Annotated in this window: 23 protein-coding genes and 1 tRNA gene; 10 read left to right on the forward strand and 14 right to left on the reverse strand. The window is 65.2% G+C overall.

The window, feature by feature from the left end; all coding sequences use genetic code 11:
- Nucleotides 1-34: 34 nt before the first annotated feature.
- On the forward strand, nt 35-235 hold the full coding sequence (locus tag NLN62_RS07705; RefSeq protein ID WP_027527637.1) for a hypothetical protein: 201 nt from the start codon (nt 35-37) through the stop codon (nt 233-235).
- A 342-nt stretch (nt 236-577) separates the two neighbouring features.
- On the opposite strand, the gene NLN62_RS07710 is transcribed toward NLN62_RS07705, so the two are convergent.
- From NLN62_RS07710 to fliI, 7 genes are all read right to left on the reverse strand, one after another.
- Nucleotides 578-1,786 (reverse strand): NAD(P)/FAD-dependent oxidoreductase, encoded by a 1,209-nt coding sequence (locus NLN62_RS07710; protein ID WP_027527636.1) that lies wholly within the window; start codon nt 1,784-1,786, stop codon nt 578-580.
- A 35-nt stretch (nt 1,787-1,821) separates the two neighbouring features.
- On the reverse strand, nt 1,822-2,751 hold the full coding sequence (locus tag NLN62_RS07715; RefSeq protein ID WP_254108273.1) for a formylglycine-generating enzyme family protein: 930 nt from the start codon (nt 2,749-2,751) through the stop codon (nt 1,822-1,824).
- A 293-nt stretch (nt 2,752-3,044) separates the two neighbouring features.
- Nucleotides 3,045-4,004, reverse strand: a complete 960-nt coding sequence (locus tag NLN62_RS07720; RefSeq protein ID WP_027527634.1) for an AraC family transcriptional regulator — start codon at nt 4,002-4,004, stop codon at nt 3,045-3,047.
- 262 nt (nt 4,005-4,266) lie between these two features.
- A complete protein-coding gene (locus tag NLN62_RS07725; RefSeq protein WP_254108274.1) occupies nt 4,267-5,232 on the reverse strand; it encodes an anti-sigma factor domain-containing protein in 966 nt (321 codons plus the stop codon).
- Between the two features lie 17 nt (nt 5,233-5,249).
- Nucleotides 5,250-5,795 carry a sigma-70 family RNA polymerase sigma factor gene (locus NLN62_RS07730; protein WP_027527632.1) on the reverse strand — a complete coding sequence of 182 codons (546 nt, stop codon included), beginning with the start codon at nt 5,793-5,795 and terminating at the stop codon, nt 5,250-5,252.
- Nucleotides 5,796-5,982: 187 nt separating this feature from the next.
- On the reverse strand, nt 5,983-6,402 hold the full coding sequence (gene fliJ / locus NLN62_RS07735) for a flagellar export protein FliJ (protein WP_027527631.1): 420 nt from the start codon (nt 6,400-6,402) through the stop codon (nt 5,983-5,985).
- Nucleotides 6,403-6,521: 119 nt separating this feature from the next.
- Nucleotides 6,522-7,847 (reverse strand): flagellar protein export ATPase FliI, encoded by a 1,326-nt coding sequence (gene fliI / locus NLN62_RS07740; RefSeq protein WP_254108275.1) that lies wholly within the window; start codon nt 7,845-7,847, stop codon nt 6,522-6,524.
- A gap of 387 nt (nt 7,848-8,234) precedes the next feature.
- Between fliI and ctrA the strand changes: the two genes are divergently transcribed.
- The 5 genes from ctrA to NLN62_RS07765 all read left to right on the forward strand — a co-directional run bounded on the left by ctrA (nt 8,235) and on the right by NLN62_RS07765 (nt 11,291).
- Entirely contained in the window at nt 8,235-8,936 is a 702-nt protein-coding gene (gene ctrA / locus NLN62_RS07745) for a response regulator transcription factor CtrA (RefSeq protein WP_016848562.1), read from the forward strand.
- 169 nt (nt 8,937-9,105) lie between these two features.
- The gene (locus tag NLN62_RS07750; RefSeq protein WP_027527629.1) at nt 9,106-9,510 is read left to right on the forward strand and encodes a DUF350 domain-containing protein; all 405 of its coding nucleotides are present in this window, start codon (nt 9,106-9,108) and stop codon (nt 9,508-9,510) included.
- A gap of 2 nt (nt 9,511-9,512) precedes the next feature.
- On the forward strand, nt 9,513-9,833 hold the full coding sequence (locus tag NLN62_RS07755) for a hypothetical protein (RefSeq protein WP_027527628.1): 321 nt from the start codon (nt 9,513-9,515) through the stop codon (nt 9,831-9,833).
- Between the two features lie 66 nt (nt 9,834-9,899).
- Complete coding sequence (locus NLN62_RS07760) at nt 9,900-10,127, forward strand: hypothetical protein (protein WP_254108276.1); 228 nt, start codon at nt 9,900-9,902, stop codon at nt 10,125-10,127.
- Nucleotides 10,128-10,130: 3 nt separating this feature from the next.
- Nucleotides 10,131-11,291: a glutathionylspermidine synthase family protein gene (locus tag NLN62_RS07765; protein WP_254108277.1), complete on the forward strand. Its 1,161-nt coding sequence runs from the start codon at nt 10,131-10,133 to the stop codon at nt 11,289-11,291.
- Between the two features lie 171 nt (nt 11,292-11,462).
- Here NLN62_RS07765 and NLN62_RS07770 read toward each other — a convergent pair whose 3' ends face one another.
- The 6 genes from NLN62_RS07770 to chpT form a co-directional block, all read right to left on the reverse strand.
- The gene (locus tag NLN62_RS07770; RefSeq protein WP_027527625.1) at nt 11,463-12,335 is read right to left on the reverse strand and encodes a protein-glutamate O-methyltransferase CheR; all 873 of its coding nucleotides are present in this window, start codon (nt 12,333-12,335) and stop codon (nt 11,463-11,465) included.
- Nucleotides 12,332-13,519, reverse strand: coding sequence for a chemotaxis response regulator protein-glutamate methylesterase (locus tag NLN62_RS07775; RefSeq protein ID WP_254108278.1), 1,188 nt, complete (start codon nt 13,517-13,519; stop codon nt 12,332-12,334). The genes NLN62_RS07770 and NLN62_RS07775 overlap by 4 nt, the downstream gene beginning before the upstream one ends.
- A 75-nt stretch (nt 13,520-13,594) precedes the next feature.
- Nucleotides 13,595-13,960 (reverse strand): PleD family two-component system response regulator, encoded by a 366-nt coding sequence (locus NLN62_RS07780; protein WP_007600538.1) that lies wholly within the window; start codon nt 13,958-13,960, stop codon nt 13,595-13,597.
- A gap of 70 nt (nt 13,961-14,030) precedes the next feature.
- A complete protein-coding gene (locus NLN62_RS07785; protein ID WP_254108279.1) occupies nt 14,031-14,501 on the reverse strand; it encodes a chemotaxis protein CheW in 471 nt (156 codons plus the stop codon).
- 21 nt (nt 14,502-14,522) lie between these two features.
- Complete coding sequence (locus tag NLN62_RS07790; RefSeq protein WP_254108280.1) at nt 14,523-17,336, reverse strand: hybrid sensor histidine kinase/response regulator; 2,814 nt, start codon at nt 17,334-17,336, stop codon at nt 14,523-14,525.
- Nucleotides 17,337-17,521: 185 nt separating this feature from the next.
- Complete coding sequence (chpT, locus tag NLN62_RS07795) at nt 17,522-18,175, reverse strand: histidine phosphotransferase ChpT (RefSeq protein WP_027527982.1); 654 nt, start codon at nt 18,173-18,175, stop codon at nt 17,522-17,524.
- A 171-nt stretch (nt 18,176-18,346) separates the two neighbouring features.
- On the opposite strand from chpT, the gene NLN62_RS07800 reads away from it, so the two are divergent.
- The gene (locus NLN62_RS07800; protein WP_254108281.1) at nt 18,347-19,180 is read left to right on the forward strand and encodes a 3'(2'),5'-bisphosphate nucleotidase CysQ; all 834 of its coding nucleotides are present in this window, start codon (nt 18,347-18,349) and stop codon (nt 19,178-19,180) included.
- On the opposite strand, the gene NLN62_RS07805 is transcribed toward NLN62_RS07800, so the two are convergent.
- Nucleotides 19,170-19,655, reverse strand: coding sequence for a YHS domain-containing (seleno)protein (locus tag NLN62_RS07805; protein WP_254108282.1), 486 nt, complete (start codon nt 19,653-19,655; stop codon nt 19,170-19,172). The two genes, NLN62_RS07800 and NLN62_RS07805, sit on opposite strands and share 11 nt — an antisense overlap.
- A 138-nt stretch (nt 19,656-19,793) precedes the next feature.
- Between NLN62_RS07805 and NLN62_RS07810 the strand changes: the two genes are divergently transcribed.
- The 3 genes from NLN62_RS07810 to NLN62_RS07820 all read left to right on the forward strand — a co-directional run bounded on the left by NLN62_RS07810 (nt 19,794) and on the right by NLN62_RS07820 (nt 22,242).
- Nucleotides 19,794-20,399, forward strand: coding sequence for a DUF1134 domain-containing protein (locus NLN62_RS07810; RefSeq protein ID WP_254103653.1), 606 nt, complete (start codon nt 19,794-19,796; stop codon nt 20,397-20,399).
- 316 nt (nt 20,400-20,715) lie between these two features.
- The gene (locus NLN62_RS07815; RefSeq protein WP_027527978.1) at nt 20,716-22,014 is read left to right on the forward strand and encodes a hypothetical protein; all 1,299 of its coding nucleotides are present in this window, start codon (nt 20,716-20,718) and stop codon (nt 22,012-22,014) included.
- Nucleotides 22,015-22,167: 153 nt separating this feature from the next.
- A tRNA-Val gene (locus NLN62_RS07820) sits at nt 22,168-22,242 on the forward strand.
- Nucleotides 22,243-22,586: the final 344 nt, after the last annotated feature.

Raw genomic sequence — 22,586 nt, forward strand, 5'->3', positions numbered from 1 at the left:
CGACTACTTCGGTAGATGGCGGCAGGAGGCTTCCATGAACCACTCGATCTACAGCGCGGATCGATCGACCCATCTTAAGATCGTGGTCGTCGCCCTCGTTGCTGGCGTCGCAGTGGCGGGCCTCAGCATTACGGCGCGATCGGGTTCCGACGACGGCATGACCCAGACCGCCCGCGTCATCAAGGCCGGGAAGCCGGTTGTGATCACCAGTTCGAACGCTTCACTGGTTCGCTGAGGAGATTTGACGGAATTCAGGAATTCACGTGGCTCTTTACCAGCCCCCCAAAGTCGCCATGTGGATATGTAGACGACCCCAACCCCAAGTCGACTACAGAAAGCGCCCGCCCCCCACGGGCGCTTTCTCATTTCTGGGGGGACGATTTCTCTGCGGGTGATGTTCGCCGCCGAGACAGCACACCACATCTCCCCACCCATCGCTTGTCATTCCCCGCGAAAGCGGGGAATCCAGTACGCCGCGGCTTCTCCGTATCCTCGCGCTGTCTCTGGAATACTGGATCGTCCGCTTTCGCGGACGATGACACCGAAAATGCAGCGCGCCTGTCCACGCCGGGCGCGGTTACTTCCTCGCCGGCGCCGCCTGCACCGTTGGCGCAGCTGCGGCGAACAAGTCTTCTTTCCTGCCGGTGAGCGGCGGGTAGATGCGCTGGTGATTGATGATCTGCTTCGTTGCTTTCGCCGCGGCCCCGGTCGTGCGCACCTCGCGGTCCCAGCCTTCCGTATAAAGCGCGCCCCAGCCACCGAGATCGAGCACGGTCACGTACCAGTCGATCCGCAGCGGCAGCAGCGGCTGGCCGACGAGATCGGCGATCACATTGTGGCCGGCGAAGCGGCCCATGGGGCGCGCGAACTGGCAGGACATCACGGTCGCATGCAGCCCGTCGACCAAACTGGACGCAACGTCACCGGCCGCAAAGACGTGGGCGAGATCGGCAACCCGCATGAAGGGATCGACCAGAATACGCCCCAGACGGTCCCGTTCGACCGGCAGCGTCGCGGCGAGCGGGCTTGCACGCATGCCGGCGCACCAGATCACCGTCTGCGTCCGAATGACTTCTCCGGAGCTCAAGCGGACGCCGGCCGCATCCATCGCCTCGACCCGCACGCCGAGACGGGTCTCGACATTGAGCGCTGCGAGTGCCTCGCTGATGACGGGACGGGCGCGCTCGCCGATGGTCGCGCCGACCACCGGGTTCGGATCGACCAGGATGATGCGGCCGCCGGCGATGCCGGCGCGCGCGAGCCGGTCCGGCATCTCGGCGGCGACCTCGATGCCGGTGAAGCCGGCGCCGACCACCACGACCGTCGTTCGTCCCGGCGCCGGCGCGCTGCGGCCAAGCGCGGCGAGATGGGCCTCGAGCTTGGCGGCAGCGGCATAAGTGTCAACATCGAACGCATTCGCGGCGAGACCGGGAATGTCCGGCCGCGGCACCCCGCTGCCGAGCGCCAGCACCAGCCGATCATAGACAACCACGTCGTGCGCGCCGTTCACGGCGATGGTGACGGTGCCTCTTGCGACGTCGATGGTTTCGACGTCACCGAGCCTGTGATCAACACCGACGGGATCGAGCAGCTGCGACAGCGGAAGCACGACCTCGCTCAGATCCACTTCGTAGTTGCGCACGCGGATGTTATGATAGGGATTGCGGTCGATGACGAGGATTTCGATGTCGCTGCCGGCCGCACCGATCTCGTCGCGCTTGCGGGCAGCGCCGATGGCGGCCCACAGGCCCGCGAACCCAGCACCGAGCACGACGATACGCGCCATTCCAAGTCCTGCTGCGCAAGTCCTGTCCGCGCCGCCTACGGCCCCAGCGTCCGCGCCACGCGCACACTCATATAGCTCATCCGGTTCGGCGGGCCAAACCAGAGGCGCGCGGCGGAGCGGCGGGTCTGGAGCGCGCGGCTGAAGGCGCCGCCGCGCAGGACGTGGCCCTTGCAGTCATCCGCGATCCACGCCGAGCCGTCATTCGGCGCGCCGACGTAGTTGTCGTGCCAGCAGTCCTCGACCCAGTCGTAGACGCCGCCATGGACCTCGAAGAGGCCAAAGGGATTGGCCGGGGGCGGCGTGAATGCCGTGGTCGCGATCGTCACGATGCCGACATCGGCGACCAGATTGGCCGCCGCGATGTCGGCAAGATGCGGATCGGCGCCATCGCCCCACCAGAACGCGGTGGTCGTGCCGGCGCGCGCGACGTATTCGCGCTCGGCTTCGCTCAGGAGCCGGTACGGGCGGCCCGTCAAACGCGACAGCCACTGCACATAGTGGCTGGCCTCCTGCCAGAGGATCCCGGTCACCGGATCGCGCACGTGCTCCGGCTCGGTCGGATGCGGACTGCACGCCTTGGCCGCCACGCAGGCGCTCCATTCGTCGACGCTGACGGGCCAGCTTCCCGCGGCGAAGCGCTGCACCGTCACCCGGTGCTGCGGCCGCTCGTCCTCGGTGCTGCCCATCTCGCCTGCGCTCGCACCCATCATGAAGGTGCCGTCGGGGACGACCACCATCTCGGGGCAATGCGCGCATTCCCTGAAGCGATCCTTCGGCCTGAGCGCCGCTTCCTCGCCGCGCGAGAGCGGCTTTGACAGGCGCATGTCCAGGATCGCCGCATCAGTGCTCGCCAATGCCAGGCTGGTCGGAGCCTGCTCAATGGTTTGAGCCGCCGCAAGCGGCGCCGAAAGACCAGACATCAGCAATGCAAGCAGGGCAAACGGCCGGTCAATGAACCCGCCCATGAGACCCTCCCGGTCACGTCAGTGTGACCTTCAAAATGACTTCTTCAAAAACGTGCTTCGAACACCGGCAAAGCGCGCCGGCGCTCGGCACAATCGCGCGCGAAAAGCGCCGCCGCGGCTCTCGTCAATCTGGTGATGATGCGAGGTGAATGTTTCAGGCGTGTTTCGCGGGCGCGTGAAAGCAGCTTCGCAATGAAGCGCTTTGCCGCTTTTGACGGCGACAAAACGTCTCAATTTCACGCGCGGCGTGCGCCGGCGGCGAATTCACGACATGATTGCAGACATCGCCGCGATCACACCTCGCGCAGCTCCGATGGAGTCGACCCGAACCGCTTGCGGAAGGCGCGGTTGAAATAGGACAGATCCGCAAAGCCCGAGGAATGCGCGATGTCGCTGATCTTGCGTGCGCGCGATCGCGGATCCTGCAGCAGCTTTCGCGCAAGCAGCAGGCGCTGCTCGAGCACGAATTCGGTGAAGGTGGTACCGGCCTGCTCGAACAGGCGCTGCGCCTGGCGCGGGCTGAGCCCCGAGCGTCCGGCGACTTCCGACAGGCTGAGATCATTGCGGCCGAGCGCCGACATAACGTCAGCGCGCATCAGATCGAGACGCGCGGCAGCGTGGCCGCGGCCGCGGGCAAGCGCGGCGTGCTCGGCATCGGTGCCGAGCATGAGACCGACGAGATCGACCATGTGCTGCGCGGTGAGGCGCTGGCCGACCGCATCGAGATGCGGCGCGTGATTGGCGGCGAGCGCATGATAGCGCGTGATGGTTTCGGCGACGGCGCCGTCCGAAAGGACCTGCGAGATCTTGTCTTCGGCGCGCGGATTGATCTCGAGCAGCGCGCGGCGCGGCATGCGGATGGTGGTGAAACCATCCTGCTCAGTATGGCCGACTGCGCCGGTGACGCTGAGATCAGCGAGCACCATCTGCGACGGCTCGAGCTCGAGCGTGTGGCCGCTCTGCTGGACGCGGACGAGCCCCGAATGCGCCGAGATCAGCACGAGATCGTCGCAGCCGTCGGCGAGGCCGCCCTGCGTGCGCGAGAACTGCGCGGAGGCGCCCTCGGGAATCCCGAGCACGATGTTGCCGACCAGGCTGACCTGGAGGCGGCAATCGATGCTGTCGCCGCGGCTCGGTGCGACGTCAAGCCCGCACGATCCGAAAGCCCGGTCGCGCCAGTGCTCGAACGCCGGACCGCTCGGCAGCCCCGTATACTGATGAATGAAGATGCCCGGCGGCTTCGCTGGATCCATCTCGATATCTCGCCCCTTCACTCCGGCACGAACGACGCCGGGACTGCCCAATCGCGCGCATTTGACGCGGTGAAACGCGAGGAGGTTCAAATCGGGCGTCGGAGTCCACCCAGCTTGTCGGAATACGACGGCAAGACGGACCATGGCGACATTGCGCACCGGAGAACTACGGAGCTCGACGCGTAGCCCGCATGAGCGAAGCGATGTGCGGGATCGAATGTCCCCGGATCGCTTCGCGCGCCCGGGCTACATGCGCGGCAAACTACTTCTTCGCGGGAGCCTGCGGCTGGGACGGCGGCACGGTCTCGATCAGCTTGCCAGAAAACACCGGCGCGGATGTCGGCTGGCCGCTGGGCGAGCCGCCGGCCGGCTCGACGGTGACGGCGTAGGTGGCAGCATTGATGACGTCGGCATCGTAGCCGGCGAGCACCGGGCGCGCGGTGAAGTCGCCATTATTGATCACGCCGAGCGAGCGCGGGCGCGGCAGCTTGTCGGAGATCAGCCAGAGCTCAAAGCTCTTGCCCGGCTCCGGAGTGGCGCCCACTTTACGCACCGTGAAATTCTTGGTCGCGCCGTCGATGGTGAGGATGAAGGCGGGGCCGCCACCCTGTCCCTGCAACAGCGCGACATATTGCGATGACGGCGTAAGCGGCGTGGCAGGCGTCTTCACCTCGACGGTCTGAACCTGCGGCGCTGGACGGAGCGCGCCAGGCAGCGCATCGGGCCGCAGGATCTGAAGCGACAGCACCACAAAGAGCGCAGCGGCAAGCGCACTGAGGCCGGAAGCGATGCTGCGCCAGCGCTTCACGCGGCCTTCGAGATAGATGACGTTGGTGTCGTCAACGATCGGCACCTGCGAGACGGTGAAATCAGGCGCATGGACTTGCGGCACGAATTGCGGAGCGATGTCGGACGCAGCTTCCGGCTCCGCCGGCGGCTCTGGCACCTCGGGCGGTGGAGACGTCGGCGCCTCAGGCGGCGCCTGCGGCTCCTCTGTTGCCCGGATCGGTCCGATCGCAGCCTTGATGTTTTCCCACACGATCGGCCGCGGCTCGACCGAGCCGACCATCTGGTTCAACACGCCCAGCCGCAATTGCCAGGCCTGCACGAGGCCGGCGAACTCCTTGTCCACCGCCATCATGGTCTCGACCTGCGCGCGCTCGTCGGCATCGAGTGTGCCGAGCGTGTATTCCGCGGCGAGCGCAATATGGTCCTCAGAGTAGGCCATCAATTACAACCCAAGACTCACAATCCAAGGCACTCCCGGATATCCATCATACTGCGCCTCAGCCACGTCTTCACCGTGTTGACGGGCGCGGAAAACTTCTCCGCCAACTGCTCGCGGCTCCAGCCGTTGTAATAGGCGAGAAGCACGAGCTTCTGGCGATCCGGCTCGAGCCGGCCGACACATTCCAGGAGCCGCTTCAACTCCTCCGTCATCTCGCGCCGCGCGAGCGGATCGGGGCTGTCGGCGGCAACCTCCATCGCCTGAGGCTCCTCCTCGATCGAGGCTTCGGTCTTCTTGCGCACCAGGTCGATGGCGCGGTTGCGCGCGATCGACGCCATCCACGTGATCGGCGAGGACAGCGCCGGATTGAACTGGCCCGCACTGTTCCAGATCTTGACGTAGGTTTCCTGAATGACCTCCTCTGCGAGATCCTGTCGGCGCAAGATACGGAGCACGACGCCATAGAGTTTCGCGCGCGTGGCGCCGTAGAGGCGCTCGAAAGCCGCCTCGTCGCCCTTCGCCACCGCTGCGATCAGCCAGACCAGATCTGCTGGCGTCAGCATTCAGTCCCCCAACGCGCACCGCCCCGTCGCTTTCCCGCGAGGCCCCTGCAAACTCCACCACCATAGCGCGCAGCAAAGCCCGCCACCAAGGGGCCGGGCGCCACACTGTGGACATCGCACGCGAAAAACCCGGACCCTTTCGGGATCCGGGCTCACACAATTCCCTGGCTGTGGGGCTTTGAGAGCCTTAGGCGATGGCGCCCATGCGGGCGCGCATCAGGCCGATGCTGTCGAGGTCGGCCTGCTCGCGGGCGCTCTCCTCGGCGCGCTCGCGCGCCTGGTCGCGCTCGTCCAGGAGCTCGACCTTCTTCAATTCCTCAAAAGCCTCGGCCAGCGCGCCCTTGGCCTCTTCGAGCTGGCCCTTCAGCTCGTCGGCCGAGCGGGTCAGGTTCTCGCGGCGCTGGATCGCGGCCTTGGCATAGGTCGGATAGGCGAAATGAGAGGGATCGTTGATCCCGGCGCGCTCCTGCTCGGTCAGGATCTCGCGCTCGAGATCGACAGACATGCGCTGGAAGTCCGCGATCATGCTCTCGATTTGGGTGACCCTGCGGCGCTTCTCGTCGACCTGAAATTTCTTCAGGCGAATGAGCGTTTCACGTGACTTCATCGACTCGTACTCCCCAGAAGTCCCCTAGCTGCACGTGGGACAACACCGGTCTCCCCGATCCCGAAATTGGGCCCCGACCGGCTCTGCTACTCTGTGGAGCGGATGATGGCCTGACAAAGTTAGCGTTCCGTTTCCAAATTCTGGAGGATTTGCGCCAACTGGCGGTAGCCGTCCGCCAAACCGGCACTTTCGTCCTTGCGCTGGCGCAGGAAGGCCTCCAGCGGCTCATGGAGCCGGATCGCCTCGTCGACCTCGGGGCTGGACCCCGCCCGGTAGGCGCCAAGCCGGATCAGTTCCTCCATGTCGGCATAGGTCGCCATGACCTGGCGGGCCTTCTGAATGGTCGGCCAGAACTGCGGGTCGGCCGATTTCGGCATCGTGCGGGAGACCGATTTGAGGATGTTGATGGCGGGGTAGCGCCCGCGCTCGGCGATCGAACGCTGCATCACGATGTGACCGTCGAGGATGCCGCGGACGGCGTCCGCGATCGGCTCGTTATGGTCGTCGCCGTCGACCAGCACCGTGAAGATCGCGGTGATGGCACCGACCCCCATGCCGGGACCTGCGCGCTCCAGGAGCTTCGGCAGCTCCGTGAAGACTGTCGGCGTATAGCCCTTGGCGGTCGGCGGCTCGCCCGCGGAGAGGCCGATCTCGCGCTGGGCCATGGCAAAGCGCGTCACCGAGTCCATCAGGCACAGCACGTCCTGATCCTCGTCACGAAAATATTCGGCGATCGCAAGCGTCAGATACGCCGCCTGCCGCCGCATCAGCGCCGGCTCGTCCGATGTCGCGACCACGACGACGGAGCGCGCCAGGCCCTCCTCGCCAAGGTCGTCCTGCAAGAACTCCTGCACCTCGCGGCCGCGTTCCCCGATCAGGCCGATGACGCTGGCATCGGCGTCGACATTGCGCGCGAGCATCGACAGCAGCACGGATTTGCCGACGCCGGAGCCGGCAAAAATGCCCATCCGCTGGCCACGGCAGCAGGTCAGAAACGTGTTGAGCGCGCGGACGCCGAGATCGAGCGGCGCGCCGACACGCTTCCTCGAATGCGCAGGTGGCGGCGAATTGCGGAACGGCATCGGCGAGGTGCCCTGCAGCAGCGGCCCCTTGCCGTCGATCGGCTCGCCCAGCGCATTGACGACGCGGCCGAGCCAGGCCGCCGACGGCCGCACCTGGTTGGCGGCATTCGCGATGACAGCCTTGCAGCCGCGCCGCACGCCCTCGAGTCCCGCGAACGGCATCACGACAGCGTTGTTGCCGGAAAAGCCGATCACCTCGCAGGGAATGAAGCGGTTCGCGCCGGTCTCGATCACCAGCCGCGCGCCGACCGACATCGCGTGAATGGGACCAGCGACCTCGACCATCAGGCCGCGCACGCCGACGACGCGGCCGTATATATTGACGCCGTCGATGTCCCCGATCTGCTCGGCAAGCGCCTTCATGATCCGGCTTTCATGCCCTTCATGACGAAACCCTTAAATTTCGCCACATTTCTGAACGGCGCTTAACTTCGTGTTTACCCGCATCATTAATCATTGCGTCACTGTCTTTGTGACTGAGCGCCTGCCCGGCAGAAGAAGGGGAGTCGCGAGAGTCGGTTAGGCCCGTCTCTTAAAGTGGAACTTGAACGGAACCGGGTGACGAAAACTGCTTCTGCGCAACATCTTAGGGCGATTCGACAAAAATTGCACCGTGAGGTCTTGCGTTCCAGAATCAGACTTTGTTAACCATGTGACGTCAGGATCCGAATCAGTTGTTCAAAGGCGTTTTGTTGAGTGCCGCGAATGCGGCCGACCTGACGCCCGGAGCGGCGACTATGGGGAACTGGCATGCGCGTTTTGCTGATAGAAGATGACAGCGCCGTCGCGCAGTCGATCGAGCTGATGCTGAAGTCTGAAAGCTTCAACGTCTATACGACCGACCTGGGGGAAGAGGGCGTCGATCTCGGTAAGCTATACGATTACGACATTATTCTTCTCGACCTCAACCTGCCCGACATGTCCGGCTACGACGTGCTCAAGCAGCTCCGGGTCTCCAAGATCAAGACACCGATTCTGATCCTCTCCGGCCTCGCCGGCATCGAGGACAAGGTCAAGGGTCTCGGCGTCGGCGCCGACGACTACATGACCAAGCCCTTCCACAAGGACGAGTTGGTGGCCCGCATCCACGCGATCGTGCGCCGCTCCAAGGGCCACGCCCAGTCGGTCATCCAGACCGGCGACCTCGTCGTCAACCTCGACACCAAGACGGTGGAAGTCGGCGGCCAGCGCGTGCATCTGACCGGCAAGGAATACCAGATGCTGGAGCTGCTCTCGCTCCGCAAAGGCACGACCCTCACCAAGGAAATGTTCCTCAACCACCTCTATGGCGGCATGGACGAGCCGGAGCTGAAGATCATCGACGTCTTCATCTGCAAGCTCCGCAAGAAACTCGCCAACGCCTCCGAAGGCCGCAACTTCATCGAGACCGTGTGGGGCCGCGGCTACGTGCTGCGCGAGCCGCACGAGGCCGACGAGCGGATCCCCGCCTGATCTTCCTTCCGTCGTGAGCCCCAGGTGGCTCGCTCCTCCCCGACTGGACCCCGCCGCAAATGGCGGGGTTTTCGTTTTTGGAGGATACGAACAGAGCTTCATCCCCCTCTAACCGTTGAACCGGTATCCTCGGCCTGCCGACGAATACTGGCCTGACACCGGGGGAACGATGATCCTGCAATCGCTTGCTGGCCTGCCAGCCTTTCTGGTCTATTTCTGCACCGGGCTGGTGGCGATCGTGGCCTATCTGTTCGTCTACACCCGCATCACCCCGCACAACGAATTCCAGCTCATCCGCGACAATGATCCGGCCGCAGCGATTGCGCTGGGGCTGAGCCTGCTCGGCTTCGTCGCACCGCTGGTCAGCGCCATCGCACATTCGGCCAACGTGCTGGACTGCCTGATCTGGGCGTTCATCGCGCTGATCGTCCAGGTCGTGGTGTTCTACGTCGTGAAGGTGCCGGTGCCGAACCTGTCGGCGCGGATCGCCGCGGGCGACATGGCGCCTGCGATCTGGCTCGGCCTTTCCTCGCTCGCCGCAGGCCTGCTCAACGCCGCCTGCATGATCTACTGACCATGGCCGAGAAGCGCCCCAACAAGGATTTCGGCAAGCGCCATCCTCAGCCCTTGCCGCTGCCGCCGAAGGAGCCGGTCAAGCGCTCCGGCGAGGTCGCATTGCTGGTGATGGGCGCGATCGCTGTCGGCACCGCCGCCTACACACTGATACCGCGGCAGAACTGCGACCAGCCCGGCATGGCGGCCTGCTCGTCGAGCGGCGGCGGCGGCGGTGGCCATTGGTCGTCGCGATCGAGCTTCTACAGCAGCGGCTCCGGCGGTGTGACGCGGGGCGGCTTCGGCTCGTCCGCGCATGCCTTCGGCTTCTCGGGAGGCGGTTGAGCCGAGCCACGTTTTGAATTCACCGCCTTTGGCCGGTCTGCTTGATTGGCGTCGGGAGGAAGCAACATGAAACGTTCGCGACGGGTCGTGCTGACCCTGATGGGGAGTGCCGCGGTCAGCGCGGTCTCGATGGGATTTGTGCGGCGGCCCTATGACTGCGGACCCGGAATGACGGCCGTTCCCGGCATCGACGGACAACCCTATTGCGGGCCCGCCACCTATGGCGGCTTCGGCGGCACGCTGCATGTCGTCCACGGGCACGGCCATGGCGGCCATGGCCACGGTGGCGGCTAGCGCATGCAGCGGATCGTCTGTCCCGAGCGCGACGACTGGGAGCAAACCGCGCAGCAATCCGGCTTCGATTTCCATACCATCGACGGTGAGCGCTATTGGGATGAGCGCGCCTATTACGCCTTCACGCTCGACGAGATCGAACGCGGGATCGAAACGCCGACCGGCGAGATCGACGCGATGTGCATCGAACTCGCCGGCCGCATCATCATCGATGAGCGGCTGCTGGAGCGGTTGAAGATCCCGGAGGCCTTCTGGGACCTGATCTCCGAGAGCTGGGAGCGCGACGACCGCAGCCTCTACGGCCGGCTCGACCTGAAGTTCGACGGCACGTCGCCGGCCAAGCTGCTCGAATACAACGCTGATACGCCAACCTCGATCTTCGAGGCCGCGGTGTTTCAATGGACCTGGCTCGAACAGGCGATCGAGCGGCGCATCATCCCGGCGCGCGCCGACCAGTTCAACTCCATCCATGAGCGGCTGATCGAGGCCTGGAAGGCGATTGCGGCAGGCCAGCATCTGCATCTCACCGGCACGACCGGCAACGAAGAGGACGCCGGCACGCTCGCCTATCTCGAAGACACCGCGCGCCAGGCAGGGCTATCGACGACGCTGCTCGACATCGAGGAGATCGGCTGGCGCGAGGCTGGCGGCCGCTTCGTCGATCTCGACGATCGCGACATCACGCTCGCCTTCAAGCTCTACCCCTGGGAATGGATGTTCCACGACGCCTTCGGCGCCAAGCTGAAGGAGGCGCCGACACGCTGGATCGAGCCGCCGTGGAAGGCGGTGCTCTCCAACAAGGGCATCCTGCCGCTGCTGTGGGAGATGTTTCCGAACCATCCCAATTTGCTGCCGGCCTTCTTCGAGGATGATCCGCGCGCCGCCGAACTCGGCAGCTCCTACGTGCGCAAGCCGCTGCTGTCGCGCGAGGGCGCCAACGTCACGCTGGTCTCTGGCGGCGCGCCGCTCGAGGAGCACACGGGCCCCTACGGCGCCGAAGGCTTTGTCCGCCAGGCACTCTCGCCGCTCCCGAATTTCTCCGGCTTCTATCCCGTGGTCGGAAGCTGGCTCGTGAATCACGAGCCCTGCGGCCTGTCGATCCGTGAGGACGAAAGCCCCATCACCGGCAACAGCTCGCGATTCTTGCCGCACGCGATCTTGTGAGGCGGGCATTCTTACCCTCTCCCCTTGCGGGAGAGGGTGCCTTCGCGAAGCGAAGGCGGGTGAGGGGTCTCTCTCCGCGATTGACCTCTCGCATTTGAGTTCGCGGAAGCAACCCCTCATCCGGCGCTTCGCGCCACCTTCTCCCACAAGGGGAGAAGGGAAGAAGGCACCTCACCGCGCCGCGGCGATCCTCATGCCTGCGAGCATCGGCGCACCCGCCGGACGCGCGCCGCGCGCCGGATTGATCTGGTAGAGACCGCGGCGGTCGGCGACGGGACGAAAGGCGTCGGTGATGCCGACGACGGACTCGGCGGCGCCAAGCAGCAACGTGCCATCCGCCTCGAGGCTCTTTGCCATGCGTTCGAAGATCACCGCCTTGGTGTCTTGGTCGAAATAGATCAGCACGTTGCGGCAGAAGATGACGTCGAACGTGCCGAGATGCGAGAAGTCCTGGAGCAGGTTGAGCTGGCGGAACTGCACCATGGAGCGGACGTCGGCATTGAGCTGCCAGATGTCGCCGGACTGGGTGAAGTATTTCACCAGCAACTGGATCGGCAGGCCGCGCTGCACCTCGAACTGGCTGTAGACGCCGGCCTTGGATTTCTCCAACACCTCCTGCGACAGATCGGTCGCGACGATCTCGATGCGCCAGCCGGCGAGCGCCGCGCCCTTCTCCTTCAGGCACATCGCGATCGAATAGGGCTCCTGCCCGGTCGACGATGCCGCCGACCAGATGCGCAGGCTCTTGCGCGCCGCGCGCGCCTGGATCAGGCCCGGCAGGATGGTGTCGCGCAGATGATCGAACGGGATCTTGTCGCGGAAGAAGAAGGTCTCGTTGGTGGTCATCGCCTCGACCACGTCGGTCGCGAGCCTGGCATCGCCGTTCTTGATCTTCTGCACGAGATCAGGAATGGCGGCGAGGCCTGCCTTGCGCGCGAGCGGCATGAGCCGGCTCTCGACCAGGTAGGTCTTGTCGGCGGAGAGATCGAGGCCCGAACGTTCCTTCAGGAACTTGCGCAGGTATTCATAATCCATCGGCGTCACGACCGGTCTCCCGAAAACAGCCGATTGACCTTCGGTGCAATCTGATTGAGCGGCAGGATCGCGGCGCAGATGCCGGCATTCGCGGCCGCACCCGGCATGCCCCATACCACGCTGGTGGCTTCGTCCTGCGCGATCACGCTGCCGCCGGCGGCGACGATGTCCTTGCCGCCGCGCATGCCGTCCGAGCCCATGCCGGTCAGGATCACCGCCAGAATACCGCCGTGCCAGAGGTCGATGGCGGAAGTGAAGAGCGGATCAACCGCAGGCTTGCAGAAGTTCACCGCAGGTCCGTCGTCGAGCGCGATCGCGGCCTCAGCGCCGCTCCGCACCACGCGCATGTGCTTGCCGCCCGGCGCGAGATAGATCTGGCCCGGCTTCACCGCCTCGCCATCGATCGCCTCATGCGCGGGCCTGCGGCTCGAGCGCGCCAGATGCTCGGCGAGAATGGTGGTGAAGGTCGGCGGCATGTGCTGGGTGATCAGCACCGGGAAGCGATCGATCACCGGACCGAGATCGGTCACCAGCGACATCAGCGCCTGCGGCCCGCCGGTCGAGGAGCCGATCAACAGCACCTTCGGGGCCTGCGTCGAAAACGAGCGTTTGACGAGCGAAGCGGCTGAGGCCGTCGGTGCGGCCGGCGCCGGTGCTGCAGGACGCGCGGCGGGCTCACGCGCAAGCGGAGCCGGGCTCGCGGGCGCGAGCGACGGGCTTGCGACCGCCGCCTTCCTGCGCAGCCGCGCGCCGAGATGACGGATCTTCTGGATCAGATCGTGATGGAATATATCGGCGGCGGAGGCCTCGCGGGTCGATTCCGGCTTCGGAATGTAGTCGGCCGCGCCCAGCGACAGCGCCTTGAAGCTGATCTCCGCGTTACGGCGGGTCAGCGTGGAGGCCATGATGATGACGAGATCGCGCTTCTTGGCCAGAAGCTGCGGCAGCGCCGTGAGGCCGTCGAGTTCGGGCATTTCGATGTCGAGCACGGCGACATCGGGGTTGATGCGTTCGAGCTGGTTGACCGCCTCAAGTCCGGTGCGCAAGGAGGCCGCCACCTCCATGTCGTGCTCGGCGCCGATCCAGCGCGAGATCAGACCGCGGATGACGACGGAATCGTCGACGATCATCACGCGCAGTGGCCCTTCCCGCGACGGACTGATGGCCGAATTTCCAGCGAACGCAACACTCATTACTCACCAACTCAGACTGGAACGGTTCAGTTGAAACAAACGCCGAAGGATCCGTTCAGCCCCCGGGCAGCACGGTCAGATCAGGCCGACTTCCTGGAACTTCGCCGTCACGATGTCCTTGTCGAATGGCTTCATGATGTACTCGTTGGCACCGGCGTGCAGCGCGCGCGCGATATGCGCGACGTCGTTCTCGGTGGTGCAGAACACCACCTTGGGCTGGTCGCCGCCGGGCATGCGGCGCAGATGGCCGAGGAATTCGTAGCCGTCCATGACCGGCATGTTCCAGTCGAGCAGCACGGCATCGGGCAGCCCGCGCTTGCAAGCTTCCAGCGCCTTCTCGCCATCCTCGGCTTCGAGAATCTGGAAGTCGAGGCCTTCCAGGATGCGGCGCGCAACCTTGCGGATGACACTGGAGTCATCAACGACGAGACAAGTTCTCATGTGAGCCTCTACTTCCTGTCCCCGGCGGGACACTTCCAATTGCAGGTCGGTCGGCGGGCCGACCGTCGTCTCAGGCAGCCATCATCTCGGGCGCGAGTTCGAGGACGCGATCGACGTCGAGGACGACCATGAGCTGGCCGTCGAGACGGTGGACGCCGCCGGCAAGCTTGGCCATGCGGGGGTCGAGGTTGACGGGGTTTTCCTCTTTGCCGTCCTCGGGCAGGCGCAGCACCTCGCCGATCGTGTCGATCAAGAGGCCATAGGATTCGCCGCGCAGGTCGACGCCGACCGCCATCGGCACCTTGCCGTCCTCGGGCCTCGGCAGCCCGAGGCGCGCGCGCATGTCGACCACGGTGACGATGCGGCCGCGCAGGTTCAAGACGCCCGCGATCTCGCGCGAGGCGAGCGGCACGCGGGTGACGCGCTCGGGCATGAACACGTCCTGGACGCGCGAGATCGGCAGGCCGAAGAGCTGGCCGCCGATCATCGCGGTGACGTACTCGACCATCGCACCTTCGCTGCCTTGCGTCTTGCTGCTCATCTGTCTTTCCCTTGTCCCGCTTTAAGCCGCAGCCCGGTTCAGCTCGCAGGCGCCGGCCGCACCTGCGGTCTGCTCCTTCAGCGCCGCGATCAGACCGGGACGGTCGAATTTGGCGACATAGTCGTGGAAGCCGGCCTGCCGGCCGCGCTCGATCGCCGCCGGCGAGACCAGCGCGGAGAGCCCGATGATCGGCATCGCGCCGAGATTGTGGTCGGAGCGGATCACTTCCGCGAACTCGAAGCCGTTCATGTCGGGCATCTCGATGTCGGTCAGCACGACGTCGAAGGTCTGCGCGCGCAGCGCGGCGAGGCCCTCCTGCGCGGTCGGCGCGGTGCGGACGCGGTAGCCGGCGGCCTTGAGCACCGGGGCCAGCATGTTGCGGAAGAACGCCGAGTCGTCGACCAGCAGCACCGACTGCGAATGCATCGACGGCTTCATCTCCTTGCGGGTGAACCAGTCGGCAAAGGCCATCGGCAGGAAGTGGCCGACGTCGATCACCTCGGTGGCCTGGCCCTTGATCACGGCCGAACCCAGAATGCCGGCGCTGGAGCCGCCGACCTCGATGTTGAGGCGCTCCTCGACGATGTCGATGATCTCGTCGACGACGAGGCCCATGGAGCGGCCGTCATCGGCGAACACCAGGATCGGCTGGGCGCCCTGGCTCGCGACGGTGACGCCCTCCATGGCGACCAGCGGCATCAGCTGCTCGCGGTACTGCACCATGTAGCGGCCGTTCGAGAACTCGATCTTGTCGGCGGGCAGCTCTTCGAGGCGCGTGACGAGGCCGAGCGGGACCGCCTTGGGCTGGCTGGAGCCGGCGCGGAACACCAGCAGCGAGGTGGTCTGCTCGCCACTTCCGATGTGATGGCCGGCATTCTCGTCGGTCATGTCATGGGCCGAGGAGCCGGAGGCGCCCAAGGCTTTGGCGATGCCGTTGGGGTCGATGATCATGATGACGGCGCCATCGCCCAGGATCGTATTGCCCGAGAACATGTCGATGTGGCGCAGCTTGGTGGACATCGGCTTGACCACGATTTCTTCGGTGTGGAACACGCCGTCGACCACGATGCCAAAGGTCTGGCTGCCGACTTGCGTGACCACGATGAAGCCGTTCTCGGGATCGCTGGCGGCGCCGTCGTCGATCTTGAGCAGCTTCTTGAGGTGGATCAGCGGCAGCAGCTTGTTGCGCAGGCGCAGCACCGCGGTGTCCTTGATGCGCTCGATGCGGTGCTCGGAGTTGGCGCGGGCCCGCACCAGTTCCACAACCGAGAGCTGGGGAATGGCAAAGCGGTCGCCGCCGGCTTCCACGATCAGCGCGGAGACGATGGCCAGCGTCAGCGGGATCTTGATGGTGACGGAGGAGCCCTCGCCGGCAACGCTCTTGATGTCGATGGTGCCGCCGATCTGGTCGATGTTGGTGCGCACCACGTCCATGCCGACACCGCGCCCGGAGACCGAGGTGATGGCGGCCGCGGTCGAGAAGCCCGGCGCGAAGATGAACTTGTGGATCTGGGCTTCGCTCATCTTCTCGAGCTCAGCCTCGGTGACGAGACCTGACGAGAGCGCCTTGGCCTTGATCTTCTCGGTGTTGAGGCCTCTTCCGTTGTCGGCGATGCAGATGATGATGTGGCCGCCCTCGTGATAGGCGGACAGCCGGATGGTGCCCTGCTCGCCCTTGCCGCTCGCCGTGCGCTCGGCCGGGGTCTCCAGGCCATGGTCGGCGGAGTTGCGCACCATGTGGGTGAGCGGGTCCTTGATCAGGTCGAGCACCTGGCGGTCGAGCTCGGTGTCGGCGCCGTGCATCTCCAGCTCGATCTGCTTGCCGAGTTCGCTCGACAGGTCGCGGACGATGCGCGGCAGCTTCTGCCAGGCATTGCCGATCGGCTGCATGCGCGTCTTCATGACGCCTTCCTGCAGCTCGGCGGTGACGTTGGAGAGGCGCTGCAACGGCACCTTGAACTCGGTGTCCTCGTTGCGGCGGGAGATCTCCAAAAGCTGGTTGCGGGTCAGCACCAGCTCGGAGACCATGGTCATCAGATGCTCCAGCGTATCCACGTTGACGCGGATCGACTGGTTGGCGACGCGGTCGCCTTCGGTGACGCTCTCGTCCGCCATCGATTTCTTGGGCGAGGGTTTTGCCTCCTTGGCCTTCTCCTTGGCCTTCTCCTTGGCCTTGGCCTCCTTGGCAGCCTCCTTCGCAACAGGCGCCGGGGTGGCGGCCGGCGCGGGCGCGGCGGCAGGAGCCGCAGCCGGCGCGGGCACCTCGATCGCGGTCTCGCGGAAGGCGCGCTCGAGCTCGTCGAGCGACACCTCGCCCGGACGCAACGGGCGCTCCAGCGCCTGCTCGATCAGCGTGCCCTGAGTCATCTCCTTGGCGGGTGCAGCGGCGGCCGGGGCTTCCGGCGCAAGCGGCGGGGCGTCAGCAACTGGTGCGGCTCCGCCAGCAGCCATTGCGGCCATGCCCTGCTCGACCATCGCTTCCAGCTTGTCGATGAGGTCGCGGTCGGTGCCCTCGGGCTCGGCTTCGGTCGCCTCGAGCCCGGCCAGAATCTCCTTGATGCGGTCGATCGACGACAGGATCACCGTCACCGCCTCAGCGGTGACCGGCATGCCGTCGCGGAACTTGCCCATCAGCGTCTCGCCGGCATGCGCCAGCGCTTCGAGCCGCGGCAGCCCCAGAAAGCCGCAGGTACCCTTGATGGTGTGGACGAGGCGGAAGATGTTATCCAGGATCTTGGCGTTGTTCGGCTCCTGCTCGAACTTCACCAGCTGATTGTCGACGGTGTCCAGGCTCTCGCTGGTCTCCGTCAAAAACTCCCGCAACAGATCATCCATGAAAACGGGCCTTCATAAGGGAGGGCGCACATGTGCGCCTTTCAGAATGGGGCCAGCTTCTCCGCAAAGCGTTTAATATTGGTTGAGTAAGTGCAAAAGAACGGAACCAACAAAGAGATAAGGCGCTCCGAAGGTTTCGAAGCGCCTTGTAAAGCTTTGATTAACGAGTGCCGTGCGGTAGCCGTTTACGAAGCCGTAACAGTTATCGCCTCGCCCTCGGGCGCGAGCTTCACGGTGAGCCCGCAGGCCTGCGCCAGCAGTCGCGTATAATAAGGCTGGATCGCATGCGCGTCCGCGGCGGGTCCGCGCTCGCCGCTCAAGAGCTCGGCGATGTTCTGCGGCAGGCGCGCATTGTGTCCGGTGGCGGTGACGCAAAAGCTCATGGTCTCGCCGTCGCCGATCGGATCGACCTTCAGCATGCCGCCGCGCGGGATCGTATGTTGCGCGATCACGAGCATGTTGAGCAGCAACTTCACGCGGTTCTTCGGCAACAGCAGCCGCGGCAGATTCCAGGTGATCGTGCACTTGCCGTCCTCGATGTGGCCGCGCGCCATGTTTTGCGCGTCACCAAGATCGATCTGTGCGCCGGACGATCCGGCCGCGCCGAAGGCGAGCCGGCAGAATTGCAGCCTCGCCGATGCCGTCTTGGCGCTCTTGCGGATCAAATCCAGCGCGAATTCACGATCCTCGGGCTTGGGATCGTCATCGAGCACCTCGAGGCCATTGACGATGGCGCCGACAGGGCTGATGAGGTCGTGACAGACCCGCGAGCACAGAAGCGCCGCGAGTTCGAGCATATCGGGAGCAGTAGCAGTACCGGGTGACGAGGTGCCAGACATCGATGGTTCCTGGAATTGCACGGCCAGAAGGCGGCGAATCACGCGTGCCCTAAAATTGGCTCGGGTTCTAACATTCGCACCCCCGTCGCAGCTAGCGCTTGCGATAGGCTCGAAGCGGCCATAAGGGACGCGAATCAACTCGAGGCGAAAGAGGTTGCCGATGAATGAGGCATGCAGGTGAAGGGGCGCATTGAGGGGCCGACTGCCCTTGGCCTGATGGAGCCGTTGACCGCGCTGGTGCTGAAGGCGGGCGAAGCGATTCTCGCCGTCAATCGGGCCGCGATGCGGGTCGACGGCAAGCAGGACGGCTCGCCGGTCACCGAAGCCGACCTCGCCGCCGACCGCATCATCGGCGAGGGGCTTTTGCAGCTCGCGCCCGACGTGCCGACGTTGTCGGAAGAGCGGGCTCAGCTTGCGACGCTGCCGTTTCAGGGCAGCTTCTTCCTGGTCGATCCCCTTGATGGCACCAAGGAATTCGTCGCGGGCCGCGACGAGTTCACCGTCAATCTCGCCATCATCACCGATGGCGTGCCGCTGCTCGGCATTGTCAGCGCGCCCGCGCTCGGCCTGCTCTGGCGCGGCATCGTCGGGCGCGGCGCGGAGCGCGTGAAGTTTGATGGCGCTATCATCACCGCCGCCGAGCCGATCCGGACCCGAAAGCTGCCGAAGCCGGGCGAGCCCTGGGTCGCCGCGGTCAGCCGCTCGCATGGCGATACCAGGAGCGAAGCCTTCCTTGCCAGCCGGCCCGGCGCGGTCAGGCAGACGGCGGGCTCGGCCGTCAAATTCGGCCGCATCGCCGAAGGCACTGCCGACATCTATCCCCGCCTCGGCCCGACCTCGGAATGGGACGTCGGAGCCGGCTGTGCCGTGGTCACCGCCGCCGGCGGCAAGGTCACGGACGGCAAGGGCGGCGAGATCCGGTTCGGCGAGAAACGCGACGACTTCATCGTCCCGGAGTTCATCGCCTGGGGCGACCCGCAAGGCGAGTTCGGCCCTACTGGCTGAGCTGCTCCTGCAGCGCGGGCCAGCGCTTGGCGACTTCGTAGAGGAAACGCTCGGGATTGGCGGCAAAGGCGTCGCGACTGTCCTCCCGGCTAAACAGATAGAGCCGCTGGGCCGAGATCACGAAGAAGCGGGGATTGCCCGCAATGACAACACCGCGGGCGATATCGGTGGGATCGTAACCGCCGAACTGCGGTCCATAGACCTCGGGATGGGCCAGGAACTCGGCCCGGTTACCCTCGTTGCGGAACCGCCAGACTGCACCCCACAGGCTTGCCTCGAACTCGGCGGTGCCCTGGACGGGCCCGCCATCGACGAAATAGGCCACGGGATCGAACCCCTCGATGGCCACCCCGGAAAAGCGGTTGACCACGATCCGCTCGGTGGTGGCGGCCTCGACCGCCGGGCCGTAAAAGACCAGCCAAAGGCCGGCCAAAAGCGCGATCCAGGGGCCGATCAAGGCAATTCCGGGGCGCAAAGGGCTATCTTCCTGCCGTTGTGCCGTCATAGTTGCTGCGGATAACATCCGAGTCGAGGGGACATCCAGCGCAACCTAGCCCTCGCCTGTTGGCGTCAGGTTAAAGGTGCGTCCGGATTCGATACCAGGGGTTCTTTTATGACTTTCGCATCACGCCTCGCCGCGGTCGCACTTGCCGCGCTGGTGGGCTGGATCGTGCCGGCCTCCGCACAGCAGGCGCCGCCGCCCAACCTGCCGCCGCCGCAGCGGACCCCGACGCCGAACACCTATGGGCCGGACGAGCTCGTCGGCGCCGGCCACCGCTTCTTCGGCAACGTCTCGCGCGGGCTCGCCTCGATCATCGAGAAGGCGGTCAGCCAATGGGGCCTGCCGAACGGCTACATCCTGGGTGAGGAAGGGTCCGGCGCATTCGTCGCAGGCCTGCGCTATGGCGAAGGCACGCTCTACACCAAGAACGCTGGCGACCTCAGGGTCTTCTGGCAGGGGCCCTCGCTCGGCTTCGACTGGGGCGGCGACGGCGCGCGCACCATGACGCTGGTCTACAACCTGCCCGCCACCAACGCGATCTACCAGCGCTTCGCCGGCATCGACGGCTCCGCCTACATCATCGGCGGCTTCGGCATGACGGCGCTGACCGCCAACAACATCGTGCTGGTGCCGATCCGGTCCGGCATCGGTCTGCGGCTCGGGGCCAATATCGGCTATCTGAAATACACGCCGCGCGCGACCTGGAACCCGTTCTAGAGAACTCGCCCGGGGTCTTCGACAAAAAGGTCGAAAACAACCCCATGCAAAGTAGCCGATGACCACCGGCGCGATGCCTTGCGCATCGTGCGGAACCGTCGCGCAAATCAGCGGCATCACTGCATCATCGCGGCGCGCCGGATAGATGGAGCCGTTGCGGAGCTGCCTTTCCGCTAGCGGGAGCCGTCACGTCCTGAGGCTCCCCTACTTTTTCGGTTACAGATTCACGTTAACGACGGGCCGGGGCTGGCTTTTTGCCGGCCCGCCATGGCATGGTCTTTGGTAAATTTTTCCTTGTCTTTGGGAGTTCTGGCTCATGGTCGAACCGATCATGTACCTTGCGATCGGTTTCCTGCTCTCGATGCTGTGCGGGCTCGCGATCGTGCCGCTGGTGCATAACCGCGCGGTGCGCCTGACCACGCGTCGGCTCGAGGCGGCAACGCCGCTGTCGATGGCGGAGATCCAGGCCGACAAGGACCAGCTCCGCGCCGAATTCGCGATGTCCGCGCGAAGGCTCGAAATGAGCGTCGATCAGCTCAAGAACAAGACCACGAGCCAGCTTGCCGAGCTCGGCAAGAAGAGCGACGCCATCAACCGCATGAAGATCGAGCTTGGCGAGAAGAACGCCACGATCTTCGCGCTTGAGGCGCGCGAGAAGGCGGTGAAGGAGCAGCTCCGCGCCACCGAGGAGGAGTTCAGCGCCAAGACCGAAAGCTTGCGCACCGCCGAGCAGGCGCTGACAGACAAGCAGGGCGAACTCGCCAGGATCAACCACGAGCTCTCCGACCGTTCGATGATGGCGGAAAGCCGCCAGGTCGAGCTGGTCACGGTGCGTGCGCAGATCGAGCAGCTGAAAAATCGCGTCGGCGATGCCGAGAAGGAGTTTGCCTCGACGCAGGCGCGCCTGACGCAGGAGCGTTCGGACTCCGAAACTGCTTCGCGCGAGCTCACCGACGCGCGCGGGCGTGTCGAGAATCTGAGCCAGCGCGTCACCGAGCTTGACCGCCAGCTCATCGTGCAGGTCAAGGAGGCCGAGATGCTGTCCGGCCGCGTCGCCGATCTCGAGGGCCGGCTCGCAACCCAGGGCAAGCTGCTCGCCGAGCGCGATTACGAGAACAACCAGCTCCGCCAGGGCCAGGAGACGGCCGAGCGCACCATCAAGGAACTGCGCACCGAGATCGCCGGCCTCAGCGCCGGCAACAAGTCGCCGGCGCTGGAGGCGCTGCGCAGCGAGAAGGCCGCGCTCGAGGAGCAGCTCAAAGCCGCGCGCGACGAGCGCGGCAAGCTCCAGCGCGACATCAACGCGATCCAGCAGCAGGCCGAGAGCTCCTGGGCGACCGAGCGCATGGAGAATGCGCTGCTGCGCGAGCGCATCAACGACATCGCCGCCGAGGTGGCCAAGCTCGCGATACAGCTCGAAGGCCCGAACTCGCCGATCGAGGCGCTGCTCGCGACTGAGGCAGGCCAGGCGCCGAAGCCCGCCCCTCGCCCGGCCAATGGCGCCACGACGAACGGCGCGGCCGCGGCCGGCCTGCCCGAGGGCGGCGGCACGCTCGCCGAGCGCATCCGCGCCCTCCAGGCCCACGCCTCCCGCGCCCGCCAACAGGGCGCGTAAGCGGCCAAAAGACGATTTTCGCAGGGATTGCGAAGTCTACGGACAGTTTTCCGGCTGGATGCCGCCTGAAAACTTGACACCTTTGGCCCGCACTTCTAAATCGCGGGCTCTGACATGCCGGTCGGCCAACCGCCTGACCGGCACATTGGTCCCGGGCGCATAGCTCAGCGGGAGAGCGTTCCCTTCACACGGGAGAGGTCCAAGGTTCGATCCCTTGTGCGCCCACCATTAGGCCTTTATCATCAACCACTTAATGAACTAATTCCCTGGATGTGTGCCCCAGAAAAGCCGGGGCACAACTGGGGCACTTCGGCACAGTTGATGACCGGCGAAATATCGGGCCAGTGCGTCCTGATGAGCGCGTTGTATTCACTGGCGCTCGAGAGGCTCGGTTCGCAGCGCGGCTACGTCGTGGCCCGTTCGCTTTACACTGGCGACAAACGCATCTTCGGCGAAGACAAGGAGGTTCGATGGCAAAGAGCTGTTCTCGGAGTCGAACCTTGATTGGGACGGGCATGCATGGGTCGTCTATGGCGATTGGCTCGCGGATGTGTCGGTCTCCCACCCAATTG

The organism is Bradyrhizobium sp. CCGUVB23, from assembly GCF_024199885.1.
GTDB lineage: Bacteria > Pseudomonadota > Alphaproteobacteria > Rhizobiales > Xanthobacteraceae > Bradyrhizobium.